Origin of the sequence: Ancylobacter sp. 3268, from assembly GCF_031456575.1 — a bacterium.
Classification (GTDB): Bacteria; Pseudomonadota; Alphaproteobacteria; order Rhizobiales; family Xanthobacteraceae; genus Ancylobacter.
Window position 1 is genome coordinate 102,262 of sequence record NZ_JAVDUX010000010.1, and the last position, 24,096, is coordinate 126,357.

General features: G+C 69.4%; 24 protein-coding genes and 1 tRNA gene. 3 read left to right on the forward strand and 22 right to left on the reverse strand.

The window, feature by feature from the left end:
- Positions 1–61 precede the first annotated feature (61 nt).
- Both J2X65_RS15250 and J2X65_RS15255 read right to left on the reverse strand, forming a co-directional pair.
- Positions 62–814: an SDR family NAD(P)-dependent oxidoreductase gene (locus tag J2X65_RS15250; RefSeq protein ID WP_310202483.1), complete on the reverse strand. Its 753-nt coding sequence runs from the start codon at positions 812–814 to the stop codon at positions 62–64.
- Between the two features lie 13 nt (positions 815–827).
- On the reverse strand, positions 828–1,673 hold the full coding sequence (locus J2X65_RS15255; protein WP_310202485.1) for a fumarylacetoacetate hydrolase family protein: 846 nt from the start codon (positions 1,671–1,673) through the stop codon (positions 828–830).
- A gap of 133 nt (positions 1,674–1,806) precedes the next feature.
- On the opposite strand from J2X65_RS15255, the gene J2X65_RS15260 reads away from it, so the two are divergent.
- Positions 1,807–2,766: a LysR family transcriptional regulator gene (locus tag J2X65_RS15260; RefSeq protein ID WP_310202487.1), complete on the forward strand. Its 960-nt coding sequence runs from the start codon at positions 1,807–1,809 to the stop codon at positions 2,764–2,766.
- Positions 2,767–2,819: 53 nt separating this feature from the next.
- Here the strand turns inward: J2X65_RS15260 and J2X65_RS15265 are convergent, their stop codons facing one another.
- The 3 genes from J2X65_RS15265 to J2X65_RS15275 all read right to left on the reverse strand — a co-directional run bounded on the left by J2X65_RS15265 (position 2,820) and on the right by J2X65_RS15275 (position 4,531).
- Positions 2,820–3,035, reverse strand: a complete 216-nt coding sequence (locus J2X65_RS15265) for a hypothetical protein (protein WP_310202489.1) — start codon at positions 3,033–3,035, stop codon at positions 2,820–2,822.
- A gap of 145 nt (positions 3,036–3,180) precedes the next feature.
- Positions 3,181–3,257 (reverse strand) — tRNA-Asp (locus tag J2X65_RS15270).
- Positions 3,258–3,376: 119 nt separating this feature from the next.
- A complete protein-coding gene (locus J2X65_RS15275; protein ID WP_310202491.1) occupies positions 3,377–4,531 on the reverse strand; it encodes an AI-2E family transporter in 1,155 nt (384 codons plus the stop codon).
- Positions 4,532–4,766: 235 nt separating this feature from the next.
- Here J2X65_RS15275 and J2X65_RS15280 point away from each other — a divergent pair, with 235 nt between their 5' ends.
- Positions 4,767–6,191 carry a mannose-1-phosphate guanylyltransferase/mannose-6-phosphate isomerase gene (locus tag J2X65_RS15280; RefSeq protein WP_310202493.1) on the forward strand — a complete coding sequence of 475 codons (1,425 nt, stop codon included), beginning with the start codon at positions 4,767–4,769 and terminating at the stop codon, positions 6,189–6,191.
- 15 nt (positions 6,192–6,206) lie between these two features.
- Here J2X65_RS15280 and J2X65_RS15285 read toward each other — a convergent pair whose 3' ends face one another.
- The 5 genes from J2X65_RS15285 to yajC form a co-directional block, all read right to left on the reverse strand.
- Positions 6,207–7,148 (reverse strand): phytoene/squalene synthase family protein, encoded by a 942-nt coding sequence (locus J2X65_RS15285; RefSeq protein WP_404977723.1) that lies wholly within the window; start codon positions 7,146–7,148, stop codon positions 6,207–6,209.
- 32 nt (positions 7,149–7,180) lie between these two features.
- Complete coding sequence (locus J2X65_RS15290; protein WP_310202497.1) at positions 7,181–7,558, reverse strand: Mth938-like domain-containing protein; 378 nt, start codon at positions 7,556–7,558, stop codon at positions 7,181–7,183.
- Between the two features lie 54 nt (positions 7,559–7,612).
- Positions 7,613–8,590: a protein translocase subunit SecF gene (gene secF / locus J2X65_RS15295; RefSeq protein WP_310202499.1), complete on the reverse strand. Its 978-nt coding sequence runs from the start codon at positions 8,588–8,590 to the stop codon at positions 7,613–7,615.
- 18 nt (positions 8,591–8,608) lie between these two features.
- The gene (secD, locus tag J2X65_RS15300; RefSeq protein WP_310202501.1) at positions 8,609–10,207 is read right to left on the reverse strand and encodes a protein translocase subunit SecD; all 1,599 of its coding nucleotides are present in this window, start codon (positions 10,205–10,207) and stop codon (positions 8,609–8,611) included.
- Between the two features lie 154 nt (positions 10,208–10,361).
- On the reverse strand, positions 10,362–10,700 hold the full coding sequence (gene yajC / locus J2X65_RS15305; protein ID WP_310202502.1) for a preprotein translocase subunit YajC: 339 nt from the start codon (positions 10,698–10,700) through the stop codon (positions 10,362–10,364).
- Positions 10,701–10,897: 197 nt separating this feature from the next.
- Between yajC and J2X65_RS15310 the strand changes: the two genes are divergently transcribed.
- Positions 10,898–11,779 (forward strand): ATP-binding protein, encoded by an 882-nt coding sequence (locus J2X65_RS15310; protein WP_310202503.1) that lies wholly within the window; start codon positions 10,898–10,900, stop codon positions 11,777–11,779.
- An 88-nt stretch (positions 11,780–11,867) separates the two neighbouring features.
- Here J2X65_RS15310 and J2X65_RS15315 read toward each other — a convergent pair whose 3' ends face one another.
- From J2X65_RS15315 to J2X65_RS15370, 12 genes are all read right to left on the reverse strand, one after another.
- Complete coding sequence (locus J2X65_RS15315; RefSeq protein ID WP_310202504.1) at positions 11,868–13,163, reverse strand: peptidoglycan DD-metalloendopeptidase family protein; 1,296 nt, start codon at positions 13,161–13,163, stop codon at positions 11,868–11,870.
- Positions 13,164–13,346: 183 nt separating this feature from the next.
- Positions 13,347–14,006 carry a protein-L-isoaspartate(D-aspartate) O-methyltransferase gene (locus J2X65_RS15320; protein ID WP_310202506.1) on the reverse strand — a complete coding sequence of 220 codons (660 nt, stop codon included), beginning with the start codon at positions 14,004–14,006 and terminating at the stop codon, positions 13,347–13,349.
- A gap of 30 nt (positions 14,007–14,036) precedes the next feature.
- Complete coding sequence (gene surE, locus J2X65_RS15325; RefSeq protein ID WP_310202510.1) at positions 14,037–14,801, reverse strand: 5'/3'-nucleotidase SurE; 765 nt, start codon at positions 14,799–14,801, stop codon at positions 14,037–14,039.
- A 124-nt stretch (positions 14,802–14,925) separates the two neighbouring features.
- Positions 14,926–16,407, reverse strand: a complete 1,482-nt coding sequence (gene serS, locus J2X65_RS15330) for a serine--tRNA ligase (RefSeq protein WP_310202512.1) — start codon at positions 16,405–16,407, stop codon at positions 14,926–14,928.
- A 26-nt stretch (positions 16,408–16,433) separates the two neighbouring features.
- A complete protein-coding gene (gene tatC / locus J2X65_RS15335) occupies positions 16,434–17,222 on the reverse strand; it encodes a twin-arginine translocase subunit TatC (RefSeq protein ID WP_310202514.1) in 789 nt (262 codons plus the stop codon).
- On the reverse strand, positions 17,219–17,893 hold the full coding sequence (gene tatB, locus J2X65_RS15340; RefSeq protein WP_310202518.1) for a Sec-independent protein translocase protein TatB: 675 nt from the start codon (positions 17,891–17,893) through the stop codon (positions 17,219–17,221). The genes tatC and tatB overlap by 4 nt, the downstream gene beginning before the upstream one ends.
- 176 nt (positions 17,894–18,069) lie before the next feature.
- A complete protein-coding gene (locus tag J2X65_RS15345; RefSeq protein ID WP_310202520.1) occupies positions 18,070–18,294 on the reverse strand; it encodes a twin-arginine translocase TatA/TatE family subunit in 225 nt (74 codons plus the stop codon).
- Positions 18,295–18,468: 174 nt separating this feature from the next.
- Complete coding sequence (locus tag J2X65_RS15350) at positions 18,469–19,548, reverse strand: ABC transporter ATP-binding protein (protein WP_310202522.1); 1,080 nt, start codon at positions 19,546–19,548, stop codon at positions 18,469–18,471.
- Positions 19,549–19,634: 86 nt separating this feature from the next.
- Positions 19,635–20,276 (reverse strand): SMC-Scp complex subunit ScpB, encoded by a 642-nt coding sequence (gene scpB / locus J2X65_RS15355; RefSeq protein WP_310202770.1) that lies wholly within the window; start codon positions 20,274–20,276, stop codon positions 19,635–19,637.
- A 53-nt stretch (positions 20,277–20,329) separates the two neighbouring features.
- Positions 20,330–21,139, reverse strand: coding sequence for a ScpA family protein (locus J2X65_RS15360; protein WP_310202524.1), 810 nt, complete (start codon positions 21,137–21,139; stop codon positions 20,330–20,332).
- Positions 21,140–21,170: 31 nt separating this feature from the next.
- On the reverse strand, positions 21,171–22,187 hold the full coding sequence (gene nagZ, locus J2X65_RS15365; RefSeq protein ID WP_310202525.1) for a beta-N-acetylhexosaminidase: 1,017 nt from the start codon (positions 22,185–22,187) through the stop codon (positions 21,171–21,173).
- A 17-nt stretch (positions 22,188–22,204) separates the two neighbouring features.
- Positions 22,205–23,908, reverse strand: a complete 1,704-nt coding sequence (locus tag J2X65_RS15370; RefSeq protein ID WP_310202527.1) for an SPOR domain-containing protein — start codon at positions 23,906–23,908, stop codon at positions 22,205–22,207.
- Between the last annotated feature and the right edge of the window lie 188 nt (positions 23,909–24,096).

The following is a 24,096-nucleotide window of genomic DNA, read 5'->3' on the forward strand; positions in this document are numbered from 1 at the left end:
GAGCGGCCCGGCGCTGCGATCTTGCTATTGTTGAAGGAGCCGCCGGTCGCCCGGCGACGCCTCAGTAGACGGCGCGACCGCCGGAGATGTCGAACACGGCGCCGGTGGAGAAGGCGCAGTCCTCGGAGGACAGCCACGAGATCAGCGCTGCCGCCTCGTCGACCGCCAGGAAGCGGTTCATCGGGATCTTCGACAGCATGAAGTCGATGTGCTCCTGCTTCATCTGGTTGAAGATCTCGGTCTTCGCCGCCGCCGGGGTGATGGCGTTGACGAGGATGTTCGAGGTCGCCAGCTCCTTGCCGAGCGACTTGGTCAGCCCGATCAGCCCGGCCTTCGACGCCGAATAATGCGAGGCGTTCGGATTGCCGTCCTTGCCGGCGATCGAGGCGACGTTGACGATGCGCCCCCAGCCGTTCTTCAGGAGATGCGGCACCACCGCCTTGCAGGTCAGGAACGGCCCGACGAGATTGACGTCGATCACCCGCCGCCAGGTCTCGGTATCGAGCTCCCACAGCTTGCCGTTGCCGCCGGTGATGCCGGCATTGTTGACGAGGATGTCGATCTTGCCATGCGCGCTTGCCGTCGCCTCGGCGGCGGCGGTGACGGAGGCCTCGTCGGTCAGTTCCACCACATGGGTGGATACCTTGCCGAGCGTGGCGAGGGCCGCTGCCGCTTCGTCGAGACGGGCGGCGTCGATGTCCCACAGCGCGACGGAGGCGCCGGAGGCGAGCATGCGCTCGGCGGTGGCGTAGCCGATGCCGCGAGCGCCGCCGGTGATGATGGCGACGCGGCCGGCGAGGTCGAGCTTGTTCATCTGGCTAATTCCTTCACGCCGCCGGAACGGTGGTCTGCTGCTGCTCGCCGAGGCCGGAAATGCCGAGGCGCATGGTCTGGCCGGCCTTGAGATAGACCGGCGGCTTCTGGCCGAGGCCGACGCCCGGCGGGGTGCCGGTGGAGATGATGTCACCCGGCTGCAGGCTCATGAACTGGCTGCAATAGGAAACGATGGTCGGCACGTCGAAGATCATCGTGCGGGTCGAACCGTTCTGGTAGCGCTTGCCGTCGACCTCCAGCCACATGTCGAGCACGTGCGGGTCGGGGATCTCGTCGGTGGTGACCAGCCACGGGCCGATCGGGCCGAAGGTGTCGCAGCCCTTGCCCTTGTCCCACTGGCCGCCGCGCTCGAGCTGGAAGTGGCGCTCGGAGACGTCGTTGATCACGCAATAGCCGGCGACGTGGGCGTAGGCGTCTTCCTTCGACACGTATTTCGCGGTCTTGCCGATGACGATGCCGAGTTCGACCTCCCAGTCGGTCTTTTCCGAACCGCGGGGAATCTCGACGTCGTCATTGGGGCCGACGATGCAGCTGGTGGTCTTCATGAACAGCACCGGCTCGTCGGGGATCGCCATGCCGGATTCGGCGGCGTGGTCGGTGTAGTTCAGGCCGACGCAGATGAACTTGCCGACCTGCCCGACGCAGGCGCCGATGCGCGGCGCCCCCTCGACCTTCGGCAGCGCGGCGAGGTCGAGCGCGGCGATCCTGGCGAGCCCCTCGGGCAGCAGCGTCGCGCCGCCGATGTCGGGCACGATGCCGGTGAGATCGCGCAGCACGCCCTGCGCGTCGAGGATGGCGGGGCGCTCCGCTCCCGGTTCGCCGTAACGGACAAGCTTCATCCCGAACGCTCCTTCCCTGAGTTTCGCCAGCCTTGAGGCTGGAGGACTTTCTTGGGTCGGATTCCGTAGCGGCTGCCTCGATAACTTGATAATGAAATCTTCGACTTGACCAATTCCATCAGGTTATCGGCAGATGGTGTCCTCCTCCTTCGCCGCGCTGGCGACGCGGCTGCGCTTCCGGCATTTGCGGCTCATCGATCTGCTTGCCCGTGGCGGCAACCTGCACCGCGTCGCCGCCGAGATGAACATGACGCAGCCGGCGGCCTCGAAAATCCTTCAGGACGCGGAGACCATTCTCGGCGTGCGGCTGTTCGAACGGACATCCCGCGCCATGCTGCCGACCGAGATCGGCGCCTTCGTCGCCGACTATGCCGCCCGTACCTTGCGCGAGGCCGGCAGCTTCGCCGACGGCTTGGACAATCTGAAAGCCGGCGGTTTCGGCGCCCTCGCCATCGGCGCCATCATGGCGACCACGCCCGGCCTTTTGCCGAAGGCCATCGCCGAACTGAAGCGCCGGCGCCCACTGATGACCATTCAGCTGCTTGCCGCCACCAGCGACATTCTGCTCGACGCGCTGGAGCGCAACGAGATTTCGATGGCGCTCGGCCGCTTCACCGATCCGAGCAACGCGCTGGCCTTCGATCTTGAGCCGCTCGCGCATGAGGAATTGTGGATCTTCGTCGCCGCGCAGCACCCGCTCGCCGATGTGGCATCGCTGTCCCTCGGCGAGACCGCCCACATGCCCTGGGTGCTGCAGCAGAAGACCAGCCCGATGCGCCAGCTCATCGACCGCGCCTTCGTCGAGGCCGGGGTCGGCACGCTCAACAACCTGGTCGAGACCACCTCGATCTTCGCCACCCTGCATCTGGTGCGCGAGGCCGGCATGATCGCCTGCCTGCCGAAATCGATCCTGATGGAGGGCGTCGGCCGCTATACCTTCAAGCGGCTGCCGATCGAGCTGCCGAACCAGCTGGGCCCGCTCGGCATCATCACCCGCCGTGGGGAGACCCCTTCGGCCAATGTCGCCGATTTCATCGATGTGCTGCACGAGATAGCCGCCCGCGAGCGGCAGACCCTTCTCGCCGGCTTCTGAGCCAGTGTGCGAGGGCGTCGGCGCGCCGCTCTGGCGAAGACCGCCTCGTCTGCCTACCCTGCCCCGCGCAGGCGCTCATATTCGGCGATGCGCGCGGCGAGGTCCGGGGGCTGCCTGTCCGCCCCCGAATCCATGACATTGCCCTGGATCTCGCGGGCGACGACCGGCCATAGCCGGTCGACCACCCGGTTGAGATCGACAGGCGGCACGCGCGCAGACAAATCCGCCGCGCACAGCGCCCGAGCCCTGACTTCGATGTTTGTGTTCATGAAGACAAAGTTACCACGCCTTGCGGGGCACAAGTCCGCGAAAGTGTACACAAGGCGGCGATCCGCAGCGTCGCGCGTCGTTAGGCGACCCGAGAGGGGTCGGAGAGGCTGGCGGGATCGATTGTCGCGGGATCGTCAGTCAAAGTGGCGGGAGTGACGGGGCTCGAACCCGCGACCTCCGGCGTGACAGGCCGGCGCTCTAACCAACTGAGCTACACCCCCAACGACCGGGTCACTGTGTGGACCGCCCGTCGAGTGCGGCGGGTGTTAAGGCAGCCACGGCGGGGTGTCAAGCACCCTTGTCGGCCCCCTTCCCGGCAGCCTGTGGACAGTCCCCCAACTCAGCCGGGAAGCTGCGGCCGGCGGGTCGCCAGCAGCGCATCGGCGAGGGCCATCGCGGCGATCAGCAGCGGCACCGCCAGGAAGGTGCCGATCGGGCCCCACAGCCAGGTCCACAGCGCCATCGACAGGAAGACCGCGAACGGATTGAGCGACACCCGCCGCCCGACGATCATCGGGGTGAGAAAATGCCCCTCGATGGAGGTGACCACCACGAACAGCGCCGCCGGCAGCAACCCCTCGAACAGGCCGGGAAAGCTGACGATGCCGACCAAAGCGAGGATCAGCGTCATCGCTGCCGGCCCGACATAGGGAATATAATTCAGCACCCCGGCAAGCACCCCCCACATCACCGGCGTCGGCAGCCCCAGCGCCCAGGCGAGCAGGCTGGTAGCCACCCCGAGGCCGGCATTGATGAAGGTGGCGGTGACCAGATAGGTGCCGAGCCGTGCCTCGATCTCGCGGAACACCCGGAGCGCCGTCAGCCGCCCGGCGCGCGGGCCGATCGCCTGCACCACCTTGCGCTTGATCTGGATCCGCCCGGCGAGGAAGAACAGCAGCGAGCCGACAAACAGGATGAACCCGCCGATCGCCGGCGTCACCAGCCCGATGACGCTTTCCAGCATGCGCGAATCGGAGATGGTCACCGACATCGGCGGCTCGGCGGCGCGACCGATCGATTCGAGCGCCTCGACGAAGGACAGGATGCGCTGCACCGCCGGCCGCAGCGTGGCGAAGCGGTCGCGCAGCGTCTCGCCGATTTCCGGAGCCCGCTCGATCCATTCGGCCAGCGGCCCGGCCAGCACCGTCGCGGCGCCGTAGAACCCCGCCGTGATCGCGGTCACGATCAGCACCGCCGTCACCGCAGACGGGATGCCCCGCCGCGCCAGTGCCTCGATGAAGGGGCCGATGACGCTGCCAATGATCACCGCGGCGACGATCGGGATCAGCACCGGCCGCGCCACCACCAGCAATGCGGCCAGGGCCAGGGCGGCCAGGGTGATGATCGCCAGTTGCGACAGCCGCAGCCAGATGAGATCGCTGCGCCCGGCCCGCGCCGAGGCCGCCGAAACACGCAGGCTGGTCTGGGGGAGATGGCCGGCGATCTGACCTGCCGCCGGCCCCGCCTCGCCGACCGTACCCCGCTGGATGTTCACCGCTGACCCGCCTCTGCGTCCGCCCCGCCCGTCGTCCACAACGCGCGGCCGCAAGGCCGGTTCCCGGCCGCCCTGCGGGCGAGATATCGTTCGGGAGTTCGGCTTGGCCGCCGGTCGGAAATCCGGCATGGTGCCGCGGCGTCGCCACCCCTGCGGCGCTGCGGCCGTCACGCGCGTTGCGCCCGCCCCATCGGCGCCCGGCGTGCGCCGGCCATGCCTGTCGGAGATCCTTTTCATGCCGAGCCCCGCTCCGATTGTCCCCGTGATCCTCGCCGGCGGCAGCGGCACCCGGCTATGGCCGGTCTCGCGCGACAGCCTGCCGAAGCAGTTCCAGGTGCTCACCGGGTCGCACACCCTCTATCAGCAGACACTGCAGCGTGTGGCCGATCGCTCGCTCTTCGCCACGCCCCTCGTCCTCACCCATGAGGATTTCCGCTTCTTCGCCCGCCGCCAGGCCGCCGAGATCGGCATGGAGGTCACGGTGGCGCTGGAGCCGATGCGGCGCGATTCCGGCCCGGCGCTGATCGCCGCCGCCCTCATCGCCCAGAAGCTGCATGGCGAAGACTGCCTGGTGCTGGCGCTCGCCGCCGACCATGTGGTGCTCGACGAACCGCTGTTCCTCGATGCCTGCCGCGCCGGCGCCCAGGCGGCGGCCGAGGGGCAGATCGTCACCTTCGGCATCACCCCCACCGAGCCATCCACCGCCTATGGCTATATCCGGCCCGGCAGCCCGGCCGGCGCCGGCGGCGCCCGCCCGGTCGCGGCCTTCGTCGAGAAGCCGGACCTTGCCACCGCCACCCGCTATGTTGTGGAGGGCTATCTGTGGAATTCCGGCAATTTCTTCTTCCCCGCCAGCGTGCTGCTGGAGGAGGCCGCCCGCTTCGTGCCGGACATGGTCGCCGCGGTCCGCGCCGCGGTGGAGACCGCGATCGAGGATCTCGGCTTCATCAAGCTCGATGCCGGCGCCTTCGCCACCGCCCCCGCCAAATCGATCGACTATGCGGTGATGGAGCACACGCGGCGCGCCGCCGTGGTCGAAGGCCGCTTCCGCTGGTCGGATGTCGGCTCGTGGGACGCGCTGCACGAGCTCGCCGAGGGCGACGCGGCCGGCAACGTCACACGCGGGCCGGTCGCCCTGCTCGATTCGCGCAATTCCTACTTCCATTCGGAAGGCCCGCTGGTCGCCGGCATCGGCCTCGACAATCTCTCGGTCATCGCCACCGAGGACGCGGTGCTGGTGATGCCGGTCGACCGCGCCCAGGACGTCAAGGGCCTGGTCGCCCAACTAAAGACCGAGCGCCACAACGCCGCCAGCGAACATCTCAAGGCGCACCGCCCGTGGGGCAGCTACCAGACCATCTGCCGCGGCGAGCGCTTCCATGTGAAGAAGATCGTCGTGGAGCCGGGCGGGCGGCTGTCGTTGCAGAAGCACTATCACCGCGCCGAGCACTGGATCGTGGTCAAGGGCACCGCCGAGGTCACGCTGGACGGCAGGGTGTTCGAGGTGCGCGAGAACGAATCGACCTATTTGCCGCTTGGCGGCGTGCACCGGCTCGCCAATCCCGGCAAGATCCCGCTGGAGCTGATCGAGGTGCAGACCGGCTCCTATCTGGGCGAGGACGACATCGTCCGCATCGAGGACGTCTATAACCGCCCCTGAGCCGGCGAGCCCCGCTCAGGCCCCGGCCGTCGCGCCGAAGCGGCGCGAGGCACGCCACATCAGCCAGATGCGCCCCGGCGCCGAGACCGCAGGCACCTGCGTGAACGGGTCGTGCGCGCCGGCCATGCGGGCGAGGTCGCCCGGCACCAGCGCCAGCGGCAGGAAGGCCGGGTAATTGGCCGGATCGACCCCGGCCAGCGCCGCCATCGCCTGCTCATAGTGCCGCCGCGCCAGGTTGCGCAGGTCGGCCAGAGCCGCGACCAGCCCCGGCGTCGCCGGCCCCGAAAGCGCCGCCTCCGGGCCGACCCCGTGCGCCTTCAGCAAATCGAGCGGCACATAGCACTGGCCGCGCCGCGCATGGTGGGGAAAGGCCCGCAGAAGCCCCGTCACCGCATAGGCCACGCCGGCATGGCCGGCGGCGTCGGCGAGCGCCCGCTCGCCGCCACGGCCCGGCGCCGCCCCGGTCAGGACAAGCGTCGCCAGCCGGATCAGCGCCGAGGAGGTCTCGCCGGCATAGCCTTCGAGATCGTTCACGCTGGGCATCGGGTCGTCATACAGATCGAAGATGCGCGCATCGATCAGCGCGAAGAAGGCCGGGCGCGGCAGGCTGTGCCGGTTGATGGCGTCGATAAGCGCCGCCGCCACCGGGTTCGCCTTCACGTCGCCGCGGGCATCGCCGATCAGCGCGTCGCTCCACCATTGCAGCCGTACCTCGCCGGCGAGCGGATTGGTGATCGCCTCGCGCACCCGCGAGACCTCGATGTTGAAGGCATGCAGGGCCATCAGCGCCCCGCGGACGGGCGCCGGCGCGAACAGGCCGGCAATGTAGCGGTCGCGGTCGAACTCGCGCACCAGCCGCGTGCAATAGGCGATATCGGCGTCCGGTCCTTCCACGCCCGCCTCCTTCACGACGGCCCCTCCGCACCCATACTCCGCGCCCCATACTCCAGCGCCCATACTCTAGCGTCGAGGCTCCAGCACCCCTGCCTTCAGCGCAGCGCCAGCAAGGCGGCCGCCACTGGGCGTCCCTCGGCCAGCAGCACATTATAGGTCGAGGCTGCCGCGCGTGTCGGCATGGCGTCGATGCCGATGCCGGCGTCGCGCAGCCGCCAGCGCAGCGCGTCCGGCACCGCCCACGGTTCCGCGCCGGTGCCGATGATCAGCATGTCGATGGCCGCATTCTCGGCGAGCACCGGCGCCAGGGCGGCGACGTCGATCTCGCCGACCGTAGCGATCCGCCAGGCATGGATGCCGCTCGGCAAAGCGAGGATCGAGCCGTCCGAGGCCATGCCGGCAAAATGGAAGAAGCCGGCGCCATAGCCGTCAATCGGCACCTGACGGGGCAGATGGGCGTCGGGCGTGGCCATTGTCGAGGCTCCGGGTGCGGAGCGCCGCGCACGGCGCTCCGGCATGGGGTCAGATCACGGCCGCGCCGGCTTGCCTTCCTGCGGCTTGCCTTCGACCTTCGCGGCCTTCGCCTCGGCATCCTTCTCCGCCATGGTGCGGGTGGTGACGCCGAGATAGATCAGCAGCGGCGAGGCTATGAAGATCGAGGTATAGGTGCCGACCAGCACCACGCCGAACATCATTGTCACCGAGAAGGAGTGGATTGCCCGCCCGCCGAACAGCACCAGCGACAACAGCGCCAGCGTCACCGTCACATGGGTGATCACCGAGCGCGACAGCGTCGAGTTGATCGACTGGTTGAGCAGTTCGTCGATCGGCATCTTCTTGTAGCGCCGCAGCATTTCGCGGATGCGGTCATAGATGACGATGGTGTCGTTCAGCGAATAGCCGAGAATGGTGAGCAGCGCCGCCACGCTGGTCAGGTCGAAGTCGATCTGGAAGATCGCCATGAACCCGATGGTCAGCACGATGTCGTGGAAGTTGGCGATCGAGGCGCCGAGCGCGAACTGCCACTCGAAGCGGAACCACAGATAGACGAGGATGCAGAACACCGCGGCGATCAGGCCGACAATGCCGTAGCTGAGCAATTCCTGCGACACGCGGGGACCGACCACCTCGACGCGGCGGTATTCGACCGCATCGCCGAGCGCCGCGCGCACCTTGCCGGCCACCGCCTGCTGGGCGCTCTCGCCTCCCGGCTGCTGGGCGACGCGGATCAGCACCTCGCCATCGGTGCCGACCTCCTGGATCTGCACCTCGCCGAGATCAAGCGATTCAAGCTTGGAGCGGACGTCGCCGATGTCCAGCGTGTTGTTGGGGTAGCGCACCTCGAGAAGCGTGCCGCCCTTGAAGTCGATGCCGAAATTCAGCCCGACGGTCAGGAAGGCGACAAGGGCGACGATCGACAGCAGCGCCGAGATCGGGAAGCTGATGCGCCGGAAGCGCATGAAGTCGAATGTGGTGTCGTCCGGAACGATGCGGAGCAGACGCATGGGAAACGCTCGCCTTTCTCAGATCGGCACGCGCTGGGGGCGCTTCCAGCGCACCCAGACAGCCGCCATCAGGCGGGTCAGCGTGAAGGCGGTGAACACGGTGGTGATGATGCCGATGCCGAAGGTGATGGCGAAGCCGCGCACCGGGCCGGAACCGATATAGAACAGCACCGCCGCCGCGATGAAGGTGGTGATGTTCGAATCGAGGATGGTCGCCAGCGCGCGCGAGAAGCCGGCATCGATGGCGGAGATCGCCGAGCGGCCGGCACGGGCCTCCTCGCGGATGCGCTCATAGATCAGCACGTTGGAATCCACCGCGATGCCGACGGTGAGCACCACGCCGGCAATGCCCGGCAGGGTCAGCGTCGCCCCGAGCATGGCGAGGATGCCGAAGATCATGCCGACATTCACCGCCACCGCCAGCACGGCGATGACGCCGAACAGGCCGTAAGTGGCGATCATGAACAGCGCCACCGCCGCGGCACCGACGACGGACGCCACGATGCCCGAACGGATGGAATCGGCGCCGAGGCCGGGGCCGACCGTGCGCTCCTCGACCACCTGCAGCGGCACCGGCAGCGCACCGGCGCGCAGTAGGATGGCGAGATCGTTCGCCTGCTGCACGCTGAAATTGCCGCTGATCTGGCCGGAACCGCCGAGGATCGGCTCGCGAATCACCGGCGCCGAGATCACGTGGTTGTCGAGGATGATGGCGAAGGGCTTGCCGACATTCTGCTGCGTCGCTTCGGCGAAGCGCCGCGCGCCGTTGGTGTTGAAGCGGAAGGTCACCACCGGCTCGCGCGTCTGCGGATCGAAGCTCGGCTGCGCGTCGGTGAGGTCCTCGCCGGCGACCAGCACGCGGTCCTCGATCACGTAGGGCTGCGGCGGGTTGTCCTGTGAGGTGAGCACCTGCGTGCCCGCCGGCGGACGGCCCTGGAGTGCCTGCTGCGGGTTCACCGAAGTGTCGACGAGGCGGAAGGTCAGCTGCGCGGTCTGGCCGAGCAGCGCCTTGAGGCGCGAGGGATCCTGCAGGCCGGGCACCTGCACCTGGATGCGGTCGGAGCCCTGGCGCTGGATCGACGGCTCCGTGGTGCCCAGCTGGTCGATACGCTTGCGGATGATTTCGATGGACTGCGACACCGCCTGGATGGTGCGCGCCTGCAGGCCGGCGGCAGACGGGGCGACGCGAAGCGTGTCGCCGCTCAGCGACACGTCGGTGTCGAGCTGGCCGCCGCCCGCCATCACCCCGCCAATCGGCTGGGCCAGCTCGCGGAGCTTGGTCAGCGCGGCGTCAGAGTCGGCCGGGTCGCGCAGCCGCACGATGACGGCATCGCCCTGGATGGCGACATTACTGAAGCCGATCTTTGCGTCGCGCAGCAGCCGGCGGGAATCGTCGCGCAGCTGGGTGAGCCTGGTCTGGCGCACGTCGTTCTGCTGCACTTCGAGCACGATGTAGGAGCCGCCTTGCAGATCGAGGCCGAGCACGATCTTGCGCTGCATGAAGCTCGGCAGCTTCTCGAAAGCGGTCGGCGACAACAGGCTGGGCACTACCATGAGGCAGATGATCGCGGAGCAGACCACGATCGCCAGCGCTTTCCATTTGGAGAAATAGAGCATGTCGTTCTTTCCGGCCGCTCGCGTTCAAGCGGGCCGCTGAAGCCCTTACCGACCGGGCGGAGGCGCCCGATCGCCGCAAGGCGCTCCCGATCCCATCACCCGGAGCATGTTCTCAACGCAAAAATCTTTCAACTTTTGCGGAACAGCTGGCGCCTCAGGAGGCGCCGTCCTCCTTGGCGGGCTCGCCCTTGGCGCGCACTTCCGAGATCATGCCGCGCAGCTGGCGGATCTTCACGCCCTCGCCGATCTGCAGCTCGATCTCGTTATCGTCCACCACCCGCGCGACCTTGCCGATCAGGCCGCCGGAGGTGACCACCGTATCGCCGCGGCGAACGCCCTTCACCAGCTCCTGGTGCGCCTTCACCTTCCGCTGCTGCGGGCGCAGGATGAGGAAATACATGATCACGAAGATCAGAACGAAGGGCAGCAGCGACATCAGCATGTCGGTACCGCCGGGGCCGGCGGCCTGCGCATAGGCGGGCGTGATGAACATAGGCGTTCCTTGTCCGTCGAAAACGTGGCGGGCAACAGGCCCGGCGAAGCGCGCGGAATATACTGACGCGCCTGCCGATTGCAAACGCCGTCAGCGCCCCGCGACGTCACGTCTGCGAAATGGAGTAACCCGCGTTACGGTTGTGCTTGTGTCGCCGGCCGGGGATGGCTATTCCGGCTCCGTCAAGGAGTCCCCACATGACCCACACTTCGGACGATCTCGGAGCCGTTCTCGCGCGCATCGCCGATGCGCTCGATCGTCTCGCCCCGCCCGGCGCCGCTGCCGTCGATTTTACCGCCGCTGACGCCTATGTCTGGCACGCGGAGGGACGCCGCCTCGAGCCGGTGCCGCGCGTCAGCCGCGTGGCGATGGAACTGCTGAAGGGGATCGACCGCACCCGCGACATGCTGGTGGACAACACCTCCCGCTTCGCCCGCGGCCTGCCGGCCAACAACGCCCTGCTCTGGGGGGCGCGCGGCATGGGCAAGAGCTCCCTGGTCAAGGCCGCCCATGCCGAGGTCAATGCCGGTCTCGTCGCCGACGGCCTGCCGCCGCTGAAGCTGGTCGAGATCCACCGCGAGGACATCGAGACGCTGCCGGCGCTGATGAGCCTGATGCGCCCGGCGCCGTTCCGCTTCATCGTCTTCTGCGACGACCTGTCCTTCGATGCCGACGACACCTCCTACAAGTCGCTGAAGGCGGTGCTTGAAGGCGGCATCGAGGGGCGGCCTGACAATGTCATCTTCTACGCCACCTCCAACCGCCGGCACCTGCTGCCGCGCGACATGATGGAGAATGAGCGCTCCACCGCCATCAATCCCGGCGAGGCGGTGGAGGAGAAGGTGTCGCTGTCCGATCGCTTCGGCCTGTGGCTCGGCTTCCACAAATGCTCGCAGGACGACTATCTGGAGATGGTGCGCGGCTATGCCGCCCGCTTCGGCCTGCCGATCGACGACGAGACGCTGCGCCGCGAATCGCTGGAATGGTCGACCACGCGCGGCGCCCGCTCCGGCCGTACCGCCTGGCAATATGTGCAGGATGTCGCCGGACGGCTCGGCGTGCCGCTGACCGAGCGCTGATCGAGGTCAGACAAAACCGCGCCCGGCCTTGCGGCGGGCGCGGTGCAAGTGGCCGGGTTCGGAGGCCCCGGCGAGCGGAGATCGGTGATCAGAGACCGGCGAGATACTGCGACGGGTCGACCGCCTGCGAGCCCTTGCGGATCTCGAAATGCACCTGCGGCGAGTTGACGTTGCCGGTCTGGCCGGCCTTGGCGATCACCTGGCCGCGCTTGACGGTGTCGCCCTTCTTCACGTCGAGCGCGCTGTTATGGGCGTAGGCGGTGACCCAGCCGTCGGAATGCTTGATCAGCACCAGATTGCCGTAGCCCTTCAGCTCGCTGCCGGCATAGGCGACGACCCCGTCCTCGGCGGCCTTCACCGAGGTGCCTTCCGGCACCGAGACGTTGATGCCCTCATTGGTCTGCCCGCCCGGCTTCGGGCCGTAGCCGGAAATGATACGCCCGCGCACCGGCCAGCGGAACTGCACGCCGCTCGCGGTGCGGCTTTCTTCCACCGGCTCGGTCGGCTTCACCGCGGCGATCACCTGCGGCTTGGGCTCGGCAGGAGCCGCGACCGGCGCCGCCGCGACGACGGCCGGGGCCGGCTTGGCTGCGACCGCCGGCTTGGCAGCGGCGGGAGCCGCGGCAATGGCGGTCGGCGCTGCCGGCGCCGGAGCGGCGGCGGTGGTGGTCACCGGTGTCGTGGCTGCCGGCTTGGCGGCAGCGAGGGGAGCGGGTGCGGCGGCGGGCTTGGCCGCCAGCGTCGCGGTGCTGGCGCCGGGGATCACCACGCTCTGGCCGATGCGCATCTGCGCATTGGTGTCGAGACCGTTGGCGGCGGCGATCTGCGAGACCGGCACGTTGTAGCGGCGCGACAGCGAATTCAGCGTCTCCCCGGAGGCGACGACATGCGCGGCGCCGGCGGCCGCCATGGAAGGCTTCACCGCCGCCGGCGCGTGCAGCACCGGTGGGGGCTGGACGGGAGCCGCGGCGACAGGCGCCGGCTGGCGCACCGGGGCGGCGGCCGGCGCAGCATAGGTGCCGTAGAGCGGCTGCTGGGCCGGGGAGACGCTCGCCAGTTGCTGCGGCTGCTGCGGCGCGCCGTAGGAGGGCGGCGCGGCGCCATAGGTCTGCGGCGCGCCATAGCCCGGCTGGGCACCATAGGAAGGCTGCGGGGCACCGTAAGCCGGCGCGGCGCCGTAGCCCTGCGGCGCGGCCGCCACCGGCCGGGGCGCATTATAGGAGGGAGCCGCCATCGGGGCGGACTGCACCTGCCCGGTGGGCGCGGCGGCGATCGAGCCGGTATAGGCCGGCGCCGACTGCGCCGCGAACGGGCTCTGATTGGGATTCTGGAAGCGGCCGACATCCGAACTGCACGCCGCCGCCGTGCCGCCAAGCAGCGCCACGACCGTCAGCCGCAGAAAGGACCGGGAACCCGAAGCCGACCAAGATTCACGCATCCAAGACCCGAGCATCGCACCATCACCCGCACGCCAAACACAGGTGCGATTAAAGGCTCGTATAGGTAAACATCGGCTTAAGTCCGCTCACGCTGCGGCGCATGAAACGGCGAAAGCGTGGCGGAATCGCTACAGAATCTCGGCTACGCCCGGTAGCAGCGGCACGAAGCGCACCCGTCCGAGTTCATGCCGCTCCAGCCCCTCCGGGGTGGAGACGATCCGCATCAACACCTGTGTACCGTCGGGCTCGCCGACCGGGGCCACCAGTATGCCGCCATAGTTAAGCTGGGCCAGCAGAGCCGGCGGCACCTCGCGCACCGCCGCCGTGACGAGGATGCGGTCATAGGGCGAGGTGGCGAGATAGCCATAGCGGCCATCCGCCACCACCACATCGACATTGGCGAGTTCCAGCGCCTTCAGCCGCGCCCGAGCCTCGGCGGCCAGGGTGTGAAAGCGCTCCAGCGAGATCACCCGGCCGGCAAGATGGGCGAGCACCGCCGTCTGGTAGCCGCTGCCGGTGCCGATTTCGAGCACGCGGTGCTGCGGGCCCGGCTCCAGTGCGCCGGTCATCCGCGCCACCAGCGACGGCTGGCTGATGCTCTGCCCGCATTCGATCGGCAGCGCCTGGTCGCTCCAGGCGAGGTGACGAAACGCCGATGCGATGAACAAATGGCGCGGCACCTGCTCCATGGCGCGCAATATGCTGCGGTCGCGCAGGCCACGCTGGCGCAGCGAGAGCAGCAGTGCCGCCCGCGCCGTCGCCTCGGTCTCGTCGATGTCGCCCGCCACAGCCGCCGCCTCTCGCATCGCCCGCCGGGATCAGCCGTGGAAAAGCTGCGCCAGCTTGGTCATCATCGGCTCGTCGGTCATGTCGAGCCGCAGCGGCGTCACCGAGATGCAGCCCTGGTCGAGCGCGTGCAGGTCGGAGCCGTTCACCGTCTCGAAGATCCTCCGCTCGAAGGCGATCCAGAAATAGGGGTTGCCCCGCCCGTCGGCGCGCTCGTCGATGCGCAGCAGTTCCTGGTTGCGCTTGCCCTGCGCCGTCACCCGCACCCCGGCCACCTCCTCCGGCGGCCGATTGGGGAAGTTGACGTTGATCAGCAGCCCCGGCGGAATCCCCTCCTCCAGCAGCTTGCGGATCACCGCCGGCCCGTGATGCTCGGCCGCGGCATAGGAGGGCGCGTGGCGGGTGGCCAGCCCATAGGCCTGGGAGAGCGCGATGGAGGGGATGCCGAGCACCGTGCCCTCCATGGCGCCGGCCACCGTGCCGGAATAGCCGACATCCTCGGCGACGTTCTGGCCGCGATTGACGCCGGAGAGCACGAGGTCGGGCTTGCTGTCCTTTAGGATGTGCCGCACCGCCATGATCACGCAGTCGGTCGGCGTGCCCTTCACCGCGAAGCGCTTCTCCTCCACCTGCCGCAGCCGCAGCGGGTCGGAGAGCGAGAGCGAATGCGACACGCCGGACTGGTCGAACTCCGGCGCCACCACCCACACGTCGTCGGAGAGCGCCCGGGCGATCCGGGCGCAGGCATCGAGCCCCGGCGCGTGGATGCCGTCGTCATTGGTCACGAGGATGCGCATAGCCTGTCCATTCGTCGTCGCGGCGGAAAGCGGACGGCCGGCGGAATCGCCCCGCCCGGCCATCCCTCCCGATATCACCTGACGGCAGGCTCGGCGATGACGCGACGCGCAGAATCGGCGGCGATCAGTTCGCCGCGATGCGGGTGCGCCCGCCCATATAGGGCACCAGCGCATCCGGCACGTTCACCGAACCGTCCTCGTTCTGATAGGTCTCGAGGATCGCCACCATGGCGCGCCCCACCGCCACGCCCGAACCGTTGAGCGTGTGGACGAAACGCGGACCCTTGCTGTCCTTCGGCCGGTAGCGGGCATTCATCCGCCGCGCCTGGAAGTCGGAGCAGGTCGAGACCGAGGAGATTTCGCGATAGGCGTTCTGCCCGGGCAGCCACACCTCGATATCGAAGGTGCGGGCGGAGGCGAAGCCCATGTCGCCGGTGCACAGCGTGACGACGCGATGATGCAGGCCGAGCTTCTTCAGCACCGCCTGCGCGCAGGCGAGCATGCGCTCCTGTTCCTCCAGCGACTTCTCCGGCGTGGTGATCGACACCATCTCGACCTTGTTGAACTGGTGCTGGCGGATCATGCCGCGCGTGTCGCGCCCCGCCGAGCCCGCCTCGGCGCGGAAGCAGTTGGTGAGCGCGGTGAAGCGCAGCGGCAGCTCGTCCTCGGAGAGGATCGACTGCGCCACCAGGTTGGTCAGCGGCACCTCAGCGGTGGGGATGAGCCAGAGCTGCTCGTCTCGCAGCCCTTCTTCAAGATTGCGCCGGATCATCGCCTCGAACTGGTGAAAACTCTGTTCCGGCCGTGCATCGGGATGGTTTCGCAGCGCATCTACTGCTTCGCGCGTCAACCTTCCTATCAACTCCTCCTTGTTGGGCACGCGCTTAACTACCGGAAACTGATCCTCCCGAAACTTCGGCAGTTGCGCCGTGCCGAACATCGCCTCGTCCTTGACGAGCACCGGCGGCGCCACCTCGATATAGCCGTGCTCTTCGGTGTGGGTGTCGATGAAGAACTGCCCGATGGCGCGTTCCAGGCGCGCTAGTTGCTTCTTTAGCACCACGAAGCGAGCGCCGGACAGCTTGGCCGCCGCCTCGAAATCCATCTGGCCGAGCGCCTCGCCGATCTCGAAATGCTGCTTCGGCGCAAAGGCGTAGTTGCGGATCGCCGGCATGGCGAGGGCCGAGCCCGCGATCTCCGCATGAGCAGCGGGCTCGAACGGCACGTTGTCGTGCTCGTCGCGGCCGAACGGCACTTCGGCGAGCGGCACGTTGGGGATGGCGGCGAGCGTGTCGTTCAGCTCGGCCTCGGCCGCCTTCACGTCCTCCTCGATCGCCGGGATCTCGGTCTTGAAACCGTTCACCTCCGCCATCAGCGCCTCGGCGCGGGCGTTGTCGCCGGATTTCTTGGCGGCGCCGATCTCCTTGGAGGCGGCGTTGCGGCGGGCCTGCAGCTCCTCCAGCTTGACGATGCCGTCGCGGCGGCGCGCGTCGAGCGCGATCAGCCCGTCGACCAACGCCTGCGCCTCGGCCTCGTCGGTGCCGCGCCGCACCAGCGCGTCGACGAGCCCGTTCGGCTCCTCGCGGATCCATTTGATGTCGTGCATGGAGGTTGCCCCTCGAAACCCGTGTCTTAGGCGGCGTTTTCCTTCGCCGCCGCCGCCGCGCGCCGCTTCTCGACGATGCGCACGAGGTAGACCGAGACCTCGTAGAGAAGCAAGGTCGGGATCGCGAGCGAGAACTGGCTCACCACATCCGGCGGCGTCAGCACCGCGGCGGCGACGAACACGCCGACAATGGCGTAGCGGCGGAACTTCTTCAGCTGGTCGGAGGTGACGATACCGATCTGCGCCAGCAGCGTGAGGATCACCGGCAGCTGGAAGCAGATGCCGAAGGCGAAGATCAGCGTCATGATCAGCGACAAATATTCGCTGACCTGCGGCAGCAGCGAGATTTCCGGCGAGTCCGGCCCGGCCATCTGCTGCATGGAGATGAAGTAGCTCATCGCCAGCGGCATGGCGACGAAATAGACGAAGGCGGCGCCGATGAGGAAGCAGATCGGCGTGGCGATCAGATAGGGACGGAACGCACCGCGCTCATGCTTGTACAGCCCCGGCGCCACGAACATGTAGATCTGCGTCGCCACCACCGGGAAGGAGATGAACGCCGCCCCGAACATGCCGAGCTTGATCTGGGTGAACAGGAATTCCTGCGGCGCCGTATAGATCAGCTTGACGTTCTGCGAGCCGCCGGCGGCGAACTCATAGGGCCACAGCAGGATGTTGTAGATCGCCTTGCCCAGCATGAAGCAGGCGAAGAAGGCGATGAAGAACGCGATCAGCGATTTGATCAGCCGCGAGCGCAGCTCGATCAGGTGCTCGATCAGCGGAGCCTTGGAGGCGTCGATATCGTCCTGGCTCATGCTGCGCCGCCCTTCGCCTTCGTCGCGTCATCGCCGGTCGGCGCGGCGGGGGCGGCACCCGCATCGGCCTCGGCGGTCTTGGTGGTGGCTGCCGGTGCGGCGGCGGGCGGATGGTCGAGATCGGCCACCGCCTCGGCGACTTCCGGCTCGGGCGCGTCCGGTCTGGCGGGCGTCGTCGCTTCGGCGACCGCAGCGGCGGTCACCGGCTGCGGCGGCGCCTCGGCAATGGCGTCGGCGGCGCCGCGTATCTCGGCCTCGATGCTTTCGAAGGCGTTCGGCTCGAGCTCGGTCGTCTCCGGCACCGGCGGCGGTGCGGTCGGGTCGGCGGGCGCCGGCAGATCCTTGCGCTCCACCGGTGTCGCCGCGTCCTTCAATTGCTGCTCGATATCGTGCAGCGGATTGGTCGGGATCGAGGCCGCCACGCTGTCGCGCACGCTGGATATGCTGTTCTGCGTGTCGTCGGCGAAGCCGGACAGCGTCTTCTTCACATCCGCGAGATCCGCCTCGCGCAGCGCTTCCTGGAAGGTGCCCTGGAACTCGCCGGCCATGCGGCGCAGCTTGCCCACCATGCGTCCGACATTGCGGATCACGCCGGGCAGTTCCTTGGGACCGATCACGATCAGCGCCACGACGCCGATCACCAGCATTTCGGACCAGCCGATATCAAACATGAACGATGACGGGGCAGCGCGACGGCTGCCCTCCCCGATCCGATGGTGTGCGATTCATAGCCTGTCCGCGTCGTCCGGCCTGTCGGCGCCGCACGGCCCGGCACGTCGGTGGACGCGCCCTGCTGCGGCTTTCAGGCCCTACCCCGGCCTGGTGGGCCGGGAAGCCGCCGTGCCCGTCAGCTGACCTTGCTGCGCTCGGCCTCGACGCTGCTCTGGTGGTCGAGCGTGCGCACCGGCTCGGCCGGCTTGGACGGCGTCTCATCGTCGTCGGCCATGCCCTTCTTGAACGCCTTGATGCCCTTGGCGGCATCGCCCATCAGCTCGGACAGCTTGCCGCGACCGAAGAGGAGGAGCACGACAACCAGCACGATGATCCAATGCCAGATGCTCAACGAACCCATATCAGAAACTCCCTGGACCGAAACGCCTGCCCCTCTTGGCGCGCGCGTCGCAACTGAGGCCGGACACTAGAGCATCGCGCGGAAAAGTGGGAACAGCTTTTTCGCGTAGTCCCTGCTCACGTGATGGGCACTGGTCACTTCGCGGTCAGCTGCGCCCGCCCTACCCTAGGTGATCTAAGGTCCGTCCGCGGCGAAAACAAGAACTTCGGCGATGTCGATATGCACGCCGACATTCTGGCCGGCGCCCAGCCCGGCCGTCGCGCGGCGCCGCACCAGCAGCGGGCGGTCGAATCCCTGCACCGCCACCTCGTACATATCAAGTTCGCCGAGGAACCGATGCTCCAGCACCCGGCCGGCGACACCCGAACCGGGGGCCCGCATCTCGATACCCTGCGGCCGGATCGCCGCCACCCCCAACGCGCCCTCGCGCAGCGCCGGCGCCGGGAAGCTGCCGAGCGGCGTGTGCAGGCGCCCGCCGGAGACCTTGCCGCTCACTTCGTTGATTTCGCAGAAGAAACGCGCCGCCGACAGGTCGCAGGGGCTGCGGTACAATGCCTCCGGGGTGCCGAGCTGGACCAGCCGTCCGGCCCGCATCAGCGCGATGCGGTCGCCCATGCGCATCGCCTCTTCCGGGTCATGGGTGACGATGACGCAGGTCGCCCCGGCATCGCGCACCACGTCGAGGGTCTCGGCGCGCACGCTGCCGCGCAGCCGGCTGTCGAGGCCGGAGAACGGCTCGTCCATCAGGAGGATTCCCGGCCGGGTCACAAGTGCGCGTGCGAGCGCCACGCGCTGCTGCTCGCCGCCGGAAAGCGCGTGCGGATAGTCGGCAGCATAGCGCCCCAGTCGCATCCGCTCCAGCGCCCGGCCCGCCTCGGCCAGCGCCTCGGCCCTGGACAGCGCCTTCAGGCCGAAGGCGACATTGTCGAGATTGCTGAGGTGCGGAAACAGCGCATAGTCCTGGAAGACCAGGCCGATCTGCCGCTTCTCCGGCGGCACGAACGCCTCCGGCCCGGCCACCACCTGCCGGTCGAGCAGGATGCGCCCGGCGCTCGGCCGCTCGATGCCGGCGATCAGGCGCAGCAGCGTGGTCTTGCCGCAACCGGAAGGGCCGAGCAGGCAGACGATCTCCCCGGGCTCGATGGTGAGGTCGATGCCGGCGGCGGCGTTGGTGGCGCCATAGCTGTGATGCACCCCCTCGAGGATCAGCCGGCTCGCCAGCGAGACCGGGGTGCGGGTCGGCACGTCGTCCATTCGCGTCTTGATCCCTGTCACAGGCCCTGGAGCCCAGCCCAGCCCAGCCCCGAGCCGAACATCTGAGCCTCGCCCAGACCGTGGGCCTATCCCTCGTCCTCGCGTTCGCCTTCCGGCACCTCGTCCATCGCCTCCGGCTCCGGCGCAAGGCCGAAATCGAGTTCCGGTTCCAGCGGATCCTCGTCATCCGCCAGCGCGATATCGTCGCTCGGCAGCGGCACGGTTAGTCCGGCGGTGACGCGCGCGTCAACAAAGCCCGCGCCCTTCAATTCCTCCAGCCCCGGCAGGTCCTGTATCGCCTCCAGCCCGAAATGCACCAGAAAGGCGTCGGTGGTGCCATAGGTCACCGGCCGCCCGGGGCTGCGCCGGCGCCCGCGCATGCGCGCCCAGCCGGCTTCCAGCAGCACGTCAAGCGTGCCCTTGCTGGTGGAGACGCCGCGCACCTCCTCGATCTCCGCCCGCGTCACCGGCTGGTGATAGGCGATGATCGCCAGCGTCTCCAGCGCCGCGCGCGACAGCTTGCGCGGCTCCGGCTTGTCGCGGGCGAGCAGGAAGCCGAGGTCGGGCGCGGTGCGCAGCATCCATTTGCCCGCCACCCGCACCAGATTGACGCCGCGCCCGGCATAGTCGGCGGCGAGTCGCGCCAGCAGGGGCTGCAGGTCCACCCCCTCCGGAAGCCGCGCGGCCAGCGTCGCCTCGTCGAGCGGCTCGCCGGCGGCGAACAGCATCGCTTCGATGAGGCGAAGATGGACGTCGCGCTGCGGTGCGCCGGCGGCTCCGCTCACTGCGCGGGCCCCGGCTCGGTGTCCCCGCGACGGCGGAGATAGATCGGCGCGAAGGCCTCGCTCTGCTGCAGGTCGATCAGCCCCTCGCGGACCATTTCGAGGCTGGCGGAAAAGCTGGAAGCCAGCATGGTCGCCCGCATCTTCGGATCGACGAACCAGTCGATCAGCAGGCCGTCGAGCCGCGACCATTCGCCGACAGGGTGCAGCCGGCCGATCATCCGCTCCAGCCGCTCGCGCGCTTCGGCAAGCGGGATGACATTGCGGGGCGCGAAGCGCACCTGCGACAGCGCCATCTTCTGCCGCTGGGCGCCATAGGCGGCCAGCAGGTCGTACAGCGTCGCCTCATAGACCGGCCGCGCCCCGCCGGTCAGCGGTTCCGGCGCCCCGCGGGCGAACACCTCATGGCCGAGGCGGTCACGGGTGGCGAGATGCGCGGCGGCGGCGCGGATGCGCTCCAGCCGCGCCAGCCGCGCGGTCAGGTCCTGCGCCAGGTCGGCCGCGCTCGGGCCCTCCTCCTTCGGCGGTTCCGGCAGCAGCAGGCGCGACTTCAGGAAGGCAAGCCACGCCGCCATGACGAGATAGTCCGCCGCCAGTTCCAGCCGCACGCGCCGCGCCGCTTCGACGAAGCGCAGATATTGCTCGGCAAGCTCCAGGATGGAAATGCGCGCGAGGTCGACCTTCTGGGTGCGGGCCAGCGCCAAGAGCAGGTCGAGCGGCCCCTCGAAGCCGTCGACATCGACGACGAGCGCGCCCTCGCCCGGCGTGCGGGCGTCGTCCGCCTCGAAGGCGAGAGGGCTGTGTTCCATGGCGGTCGTCGGCTTGGGTGCGGGGCGGCGTTCAGGATGCCGCGATCATACCCGAAAACGCCGCGGAATCCGCAACCGCCGCCACCGCAGCGGCATCGGGGCGCCATTTCAGCGCCGCCGCGCAGCGCCTTGCCGCCTCGCCGGCCAGCAGCGGGCTGTGCGCCGCCACCTCGGCCATCTCCGCCATGTTGCCGTTGCAGTGGAGCGCGAGGTCGCAGCCGGCGGCGAAGGAGGCGGCCGCCCGCTCGGCCAGCGAGCCCGAGAGCGCGCCCATGGAGAGGTCGTCGCTCATCAGCGCGCCGTCGAAGCCGATGAAGCCGCGGATCACTTGCTCGATCACCTTTCGCGAGGTCGTCGCCGGGCGCTCCGCATCGATGGCGGTGTAGACCACGTGCGCGGTCATGCCGAGGGGCAGGTCGGCGAGCCGGCGGAACGCCTCGAAATCGGTGGCCTCGAGCTCGGCGCGGGAGGTGTCGACTACCGGCAGGCTCTCATGGCTGTCTGCGCGGGCGCGGCCATGGCCGGGAATATGCTTGAGCACCGGCAGCACCCCGCGCGCGCCCATGCCCTCGGCCACGGCACGGGCCAGCCGCGCCACCTGCGCCGGCTCGGCGCCATAGGCGCGGTCGCCGATGATGCCGTGGCCTTCCGGCAGGCGCAGATCGGCGCAGGGCACGCAGTCCACATTGATGCCGAGCGCCGCGAGGTCGTCCGCCATCATCCGGGCATTGGCCCGCGCCGCATCCTCGGCGGCAACGTCGCCCGCCTCGGCCAGCGCGGCGAAGCGCCCGGCCGGCGGATAGGCCGGCCAGTGCGGCGGGCCGAGCCGCTGCACCCGCCCGCCCTCCTGGTCGATCAGCACCGGCGCGTCGGCCCGGCCGACCACGGCGCGGAAGTCGGCGACCAGCGCCGCCACCTGCGCCGGCGTCTCGACGTTGCGGCGGAACAGGATGAGCCCCCAAGGCGCCGCCTCCGCGAAGAAGCGGCGCTCGCCGGCGGTGAGCGCGAAGCCGGCACAGCCGGCGATGAAGGCGCGAGAGACGGTCATGTCGGTCTACCCGGCCGTCAGATGCGCGAGACGAAGCAGTTGCCGCCCTGCGCCTTCAGCTGCTCGCACAGATTCACCGCCTCGGTGCGGTTGGGGAAGGAGCCGATCTGCGCGCGATAGGTGGTGCCGCCGGTGGTGGAGACGTCGCCGCGCCGCACCGCCGCCGGCTTGCCGGACAGCAAGGAGGGGAAGCGCGTCTGGGCGCTGCGCAGCATGGCCTGCGCGTCCGCCTCGCTCGGCAGCGAGCCGATCTGCACCACATAGGCGCCGCTGGCCGTGGGCGCGACATTCGCCGCCGCATTCAGCGTCTGCGTCACATTCGCGGCCGGCGCGGCCTGGGCCGGGGCGGCGGCGACGCGGGTCGGCGGCAGCGGCACGTTCGGCACGATGGACGGCGTGGCAGCGAGCGGCTGCGGATTGGTCGAGACCGCGCCGGGGGTGCCGGCGCTCAGCACCGCCGGCGCCGAGGCGGTCGGCTGCGGCGATTGCGGCGTCGCGGCGATGGCCGGGGTCGGCGTCGGGGCGGGGTCGCCCTCGACGATGCTGCCATCGGCGCGCACGGTCAGGGTGCGCACCCGCTTCGGCTCGGTGCCGGAAGCGGCGGTGGCGATCGGCGTGGTGGGGGTTGGCGCCGGGGCGATGACGCGCGGCTGCGGCTGCGCCGCCTGCGACATGTCGACCGGCTGCTCTTCGCTGGAGACCACCTTCTCGCTGCCGGTCGAGCCGGTGCCGCCGACGCGGTCATAGATCAGCTTCTGGCCGTCCGTGGTCGTCTCCGCCGTCTTGGTCGGCTCCGGCACCACTTTGTTGGGCGATTGTTCGGCGCGGATCACCGGCGGCTGGCCGCCGGCGACGTTCGTGCCGCCGCCGCTGCGCAGCAGCGCATAGGCGCCGGCGCCGCCGACCACCAGCACCACCAGCGCGGCACCCGCCATCAGCAGGCGACGGCGGCTGCGGTGCGGCACCGCGGCGGCCTCATGGCCGTATTCCTCGTCACCGGCGGCGGCGTAAGCGTCGTCGTCGGTGGAGGAGCGGCCATAGTCATAGACGTCGTCGTCGCGGTCGAGGCCGAGATCGAAGGTGGTGTCGCGATCGACCGGCGCCGGGTTGGCGCGGCTCATCCAGCTCGGCGGCGGCGCAGCGGCCGGCTGCTCGAAGGCAGGCTCGGCACGCACGGGCGCCCGCGGCGCCGGGGTCGCGGGCGGCGCCGGCTCGACGGGCCGGCGCGGATCGGGCATCGGCGCCCGGGCGGAGACCGGGGCCGGCGCGGGCGGCATCGGCGCGCGCGGCGCGGCGGCGGGCGCGGCGGCAGCCGGGCGCGGCGCGGCGGCCGGCCGCACATCCCGCGCATAGGGATCGCTCGGATAAGGCTGGCGCGGCACCGGATCGCGCGGCGCCGGATCGATGGACGGACGCTCGGCCCGCGGCGACGGGGCGGCGGCGCGCTGCGCCGATTCGCTGTATACCTCGGCGGCCAGCGCCGCAAAGGAACCCGGCGACGGGCGCGGCGACGAGGCGGGCGCGGCCGGGGAAGCCACCGTGGGCGACGGCGCACGCGGCGGCTGGGATGCCGGCGAGGCCTGCGGGCGCGGCGGCGCCACCGGGGCTTGCGGACGCGGGGCAGCGGGCTGCGGCCGCGGCGCGGCGCTGGCGGCAGGTCGCTGCGGCTGCCGGGGAACCTCGCGCATCAGTGCCGCGAACTCGTCCTCCTGCGCCATCATGCGCGCGAGTTCGGCAAGCGGATCAGCGGCGTTGGACCTTCCCTCGGCCGGGCGCGGGGCGGGCCCCGGCTCACTCTGCCGATAACGTGAAGTGCCGTCGTTGACCATGTTAACCGGACCTGTTGGCTGCGTGCGAACACCCGCCGGCAGGACCGGAGGCGCACTTAGGACGAGCGGAGCGAGACCTT

What these genes read in the sequence shown, in the direction of transcription:
- J2X65_RS15290 (WP_310202497.1), bottom strand. Translation starts at nt 7,558, where the DNA reads ATGGCCACGCCCGACGCCCATCTGCCCCGTCAGGTGCCGATTGACGGC.
- J2X65_RS15310 (WP_310202503.1), top strand. Translation starts at nt 10,898, where the DNA reads ATGACCCACACTTCGGACGATCTCGGAGCCGTTCTCGCGCGCATCGCC.
- surE (WP_310202510.1), bottom strand. Translation starts at nt 14,801, where the DNA reads ATGCGCATCCTCGTGACCAATGACGACGGCATCCACGCGCCGGGGCTC.
- J2X65_RS15285 (WP_404977723.1), bottom strand. Translation starts at nt 7,148, where the DNA reads ATGGGCGCTGGAGTATGGGGCGCGGAGTATGGGTGCGGAGGGGCCGTC.
- J2X65_RS15250 (WP_310202483.1), bottom strand. Translation starts at nt 814, where the DNA reads ATGAACAAGCTCGACCTCGCCGGCCGCGTCGCCATCATCACCGGCGGC.
- secD (WP_310202501.1), bottom strand. Translation starts at nt 10,207, where the DNA reads ATGCTCTATTTCTCCAAATGGAAAGCGCTGGCGATCGTGGTCTGCTCC.
- J2X65_RS15360 (WP_310202524.1), bottom strand. Translation starts at nt 21,139, where the DNA reads ATGGAACACAGCCCTCTCGCCTTCGAGGCGGACGACGCCCGCACGCCG.
- nagZ (WP_310202525.1), bottom strand. Translation starts at nt 22,187, where the DNA reads ATGACCGTCTCTCGCGCCTTCATCGCCGGCTGTGCCGGCTTCGCGCTC.
- scpB (WP_310202770.1), bottom strand. Translation starts at nt 20,276, where the DNA reads ATGCTGTTCGCCGCCGGCGAGCCGCTCGACGAGGCGACGCTGGCCGCG.
- J2X65_RS15255 (WP_310202485.1), bottom strand. Translation starts at nt 1,673, where the DNA reads ATGAAGCTTGTCCGTTACGGCGAACCGGGAGCGGAGCGCCCCGCCATC.
- tatC (WP_310202514.1), bottom strand. Translation starts at nt 17,222, where the DNA reads ATGAGCCAGGACGATATCGACGCCTCCAAGGCTCCGCTGATCGAGCAC.
- serS (WP_310202512.1), bottom strand. Translation starts at nt 16,407, where the DNA reads ATGCACGACATCAAATGGATCCGCGAGGAGCCGAACGGGCTCGTCGAC.
- J2X65_RS15345 (WP_310202520.1), bottom strand. Translation starts at nt 18,294, where the DNA reads ATGGGTTCGTTGAGCATCTGGCATTGGATCATCGTGCTGGTTGTCGTG.
- J2X65_RS15265 (WP_310202489.1), bottom strand. Translation starts at nt 3,035, where the DNA reads ATGAACACAAACATCGAAGTCAGGGCTCGGGCGCTGTGCGCGGCGGAT.
- J2X65_RS15350 (WP_310202522.1), bottom strand. Translation starts at nt 19,548, where the DNA reads ATGGACGACGTGCCGACCCGCACCCCGGTCTCGCTGGCGAGCCGGCTG.
- secF (WP_310202499.1), bottom strand. Translation starts at nt 8,590, where the DNA reads ATGCGTCTGCTCCGCATCGTTCCGGACGACACCACATTCGACTTCATG.
- J2X65_RS15260 (WP_310202487.1), top strand. Translation starts at nt 1,807, where the DNA reads ATGGTGTCCTCCTCCTTCGCCGCGCTGGCGACGCGGCTGCGCTTCCGG.
- tatB (WP_310202518.1), bottom strand. Translation starts at nt 17,893, where the DNA reads ATGTTTGATATCGGCTGGTCCGAAATGCTGGTGATCGGCGTCGTGGCG.
- J2X65_RS15370 (WP_310202527.1), bottom strand. Translation starts at nt 23,908, where the DNA reads ATGATGGCGCAGGAGGACGAGTTCGCGGCACTGATGCGCGAGGTTCCC.
- J2X65_RS15280 (WP_310202493.1), top strand. Translation starts at nt 4,767, where the DNA reads ATGCCGAGCCCCGCTCCGATTGTCCCCGTGATCCTCGCCGGCGGCAGC.
- yajC (WP_310202502.1), bottom strand. Translation starts at nt 10,700, where the DNA reads ATGTTCATCACGCCCGCCTATGCGCAGGCCGCCGGCCCCGGCGGTACC.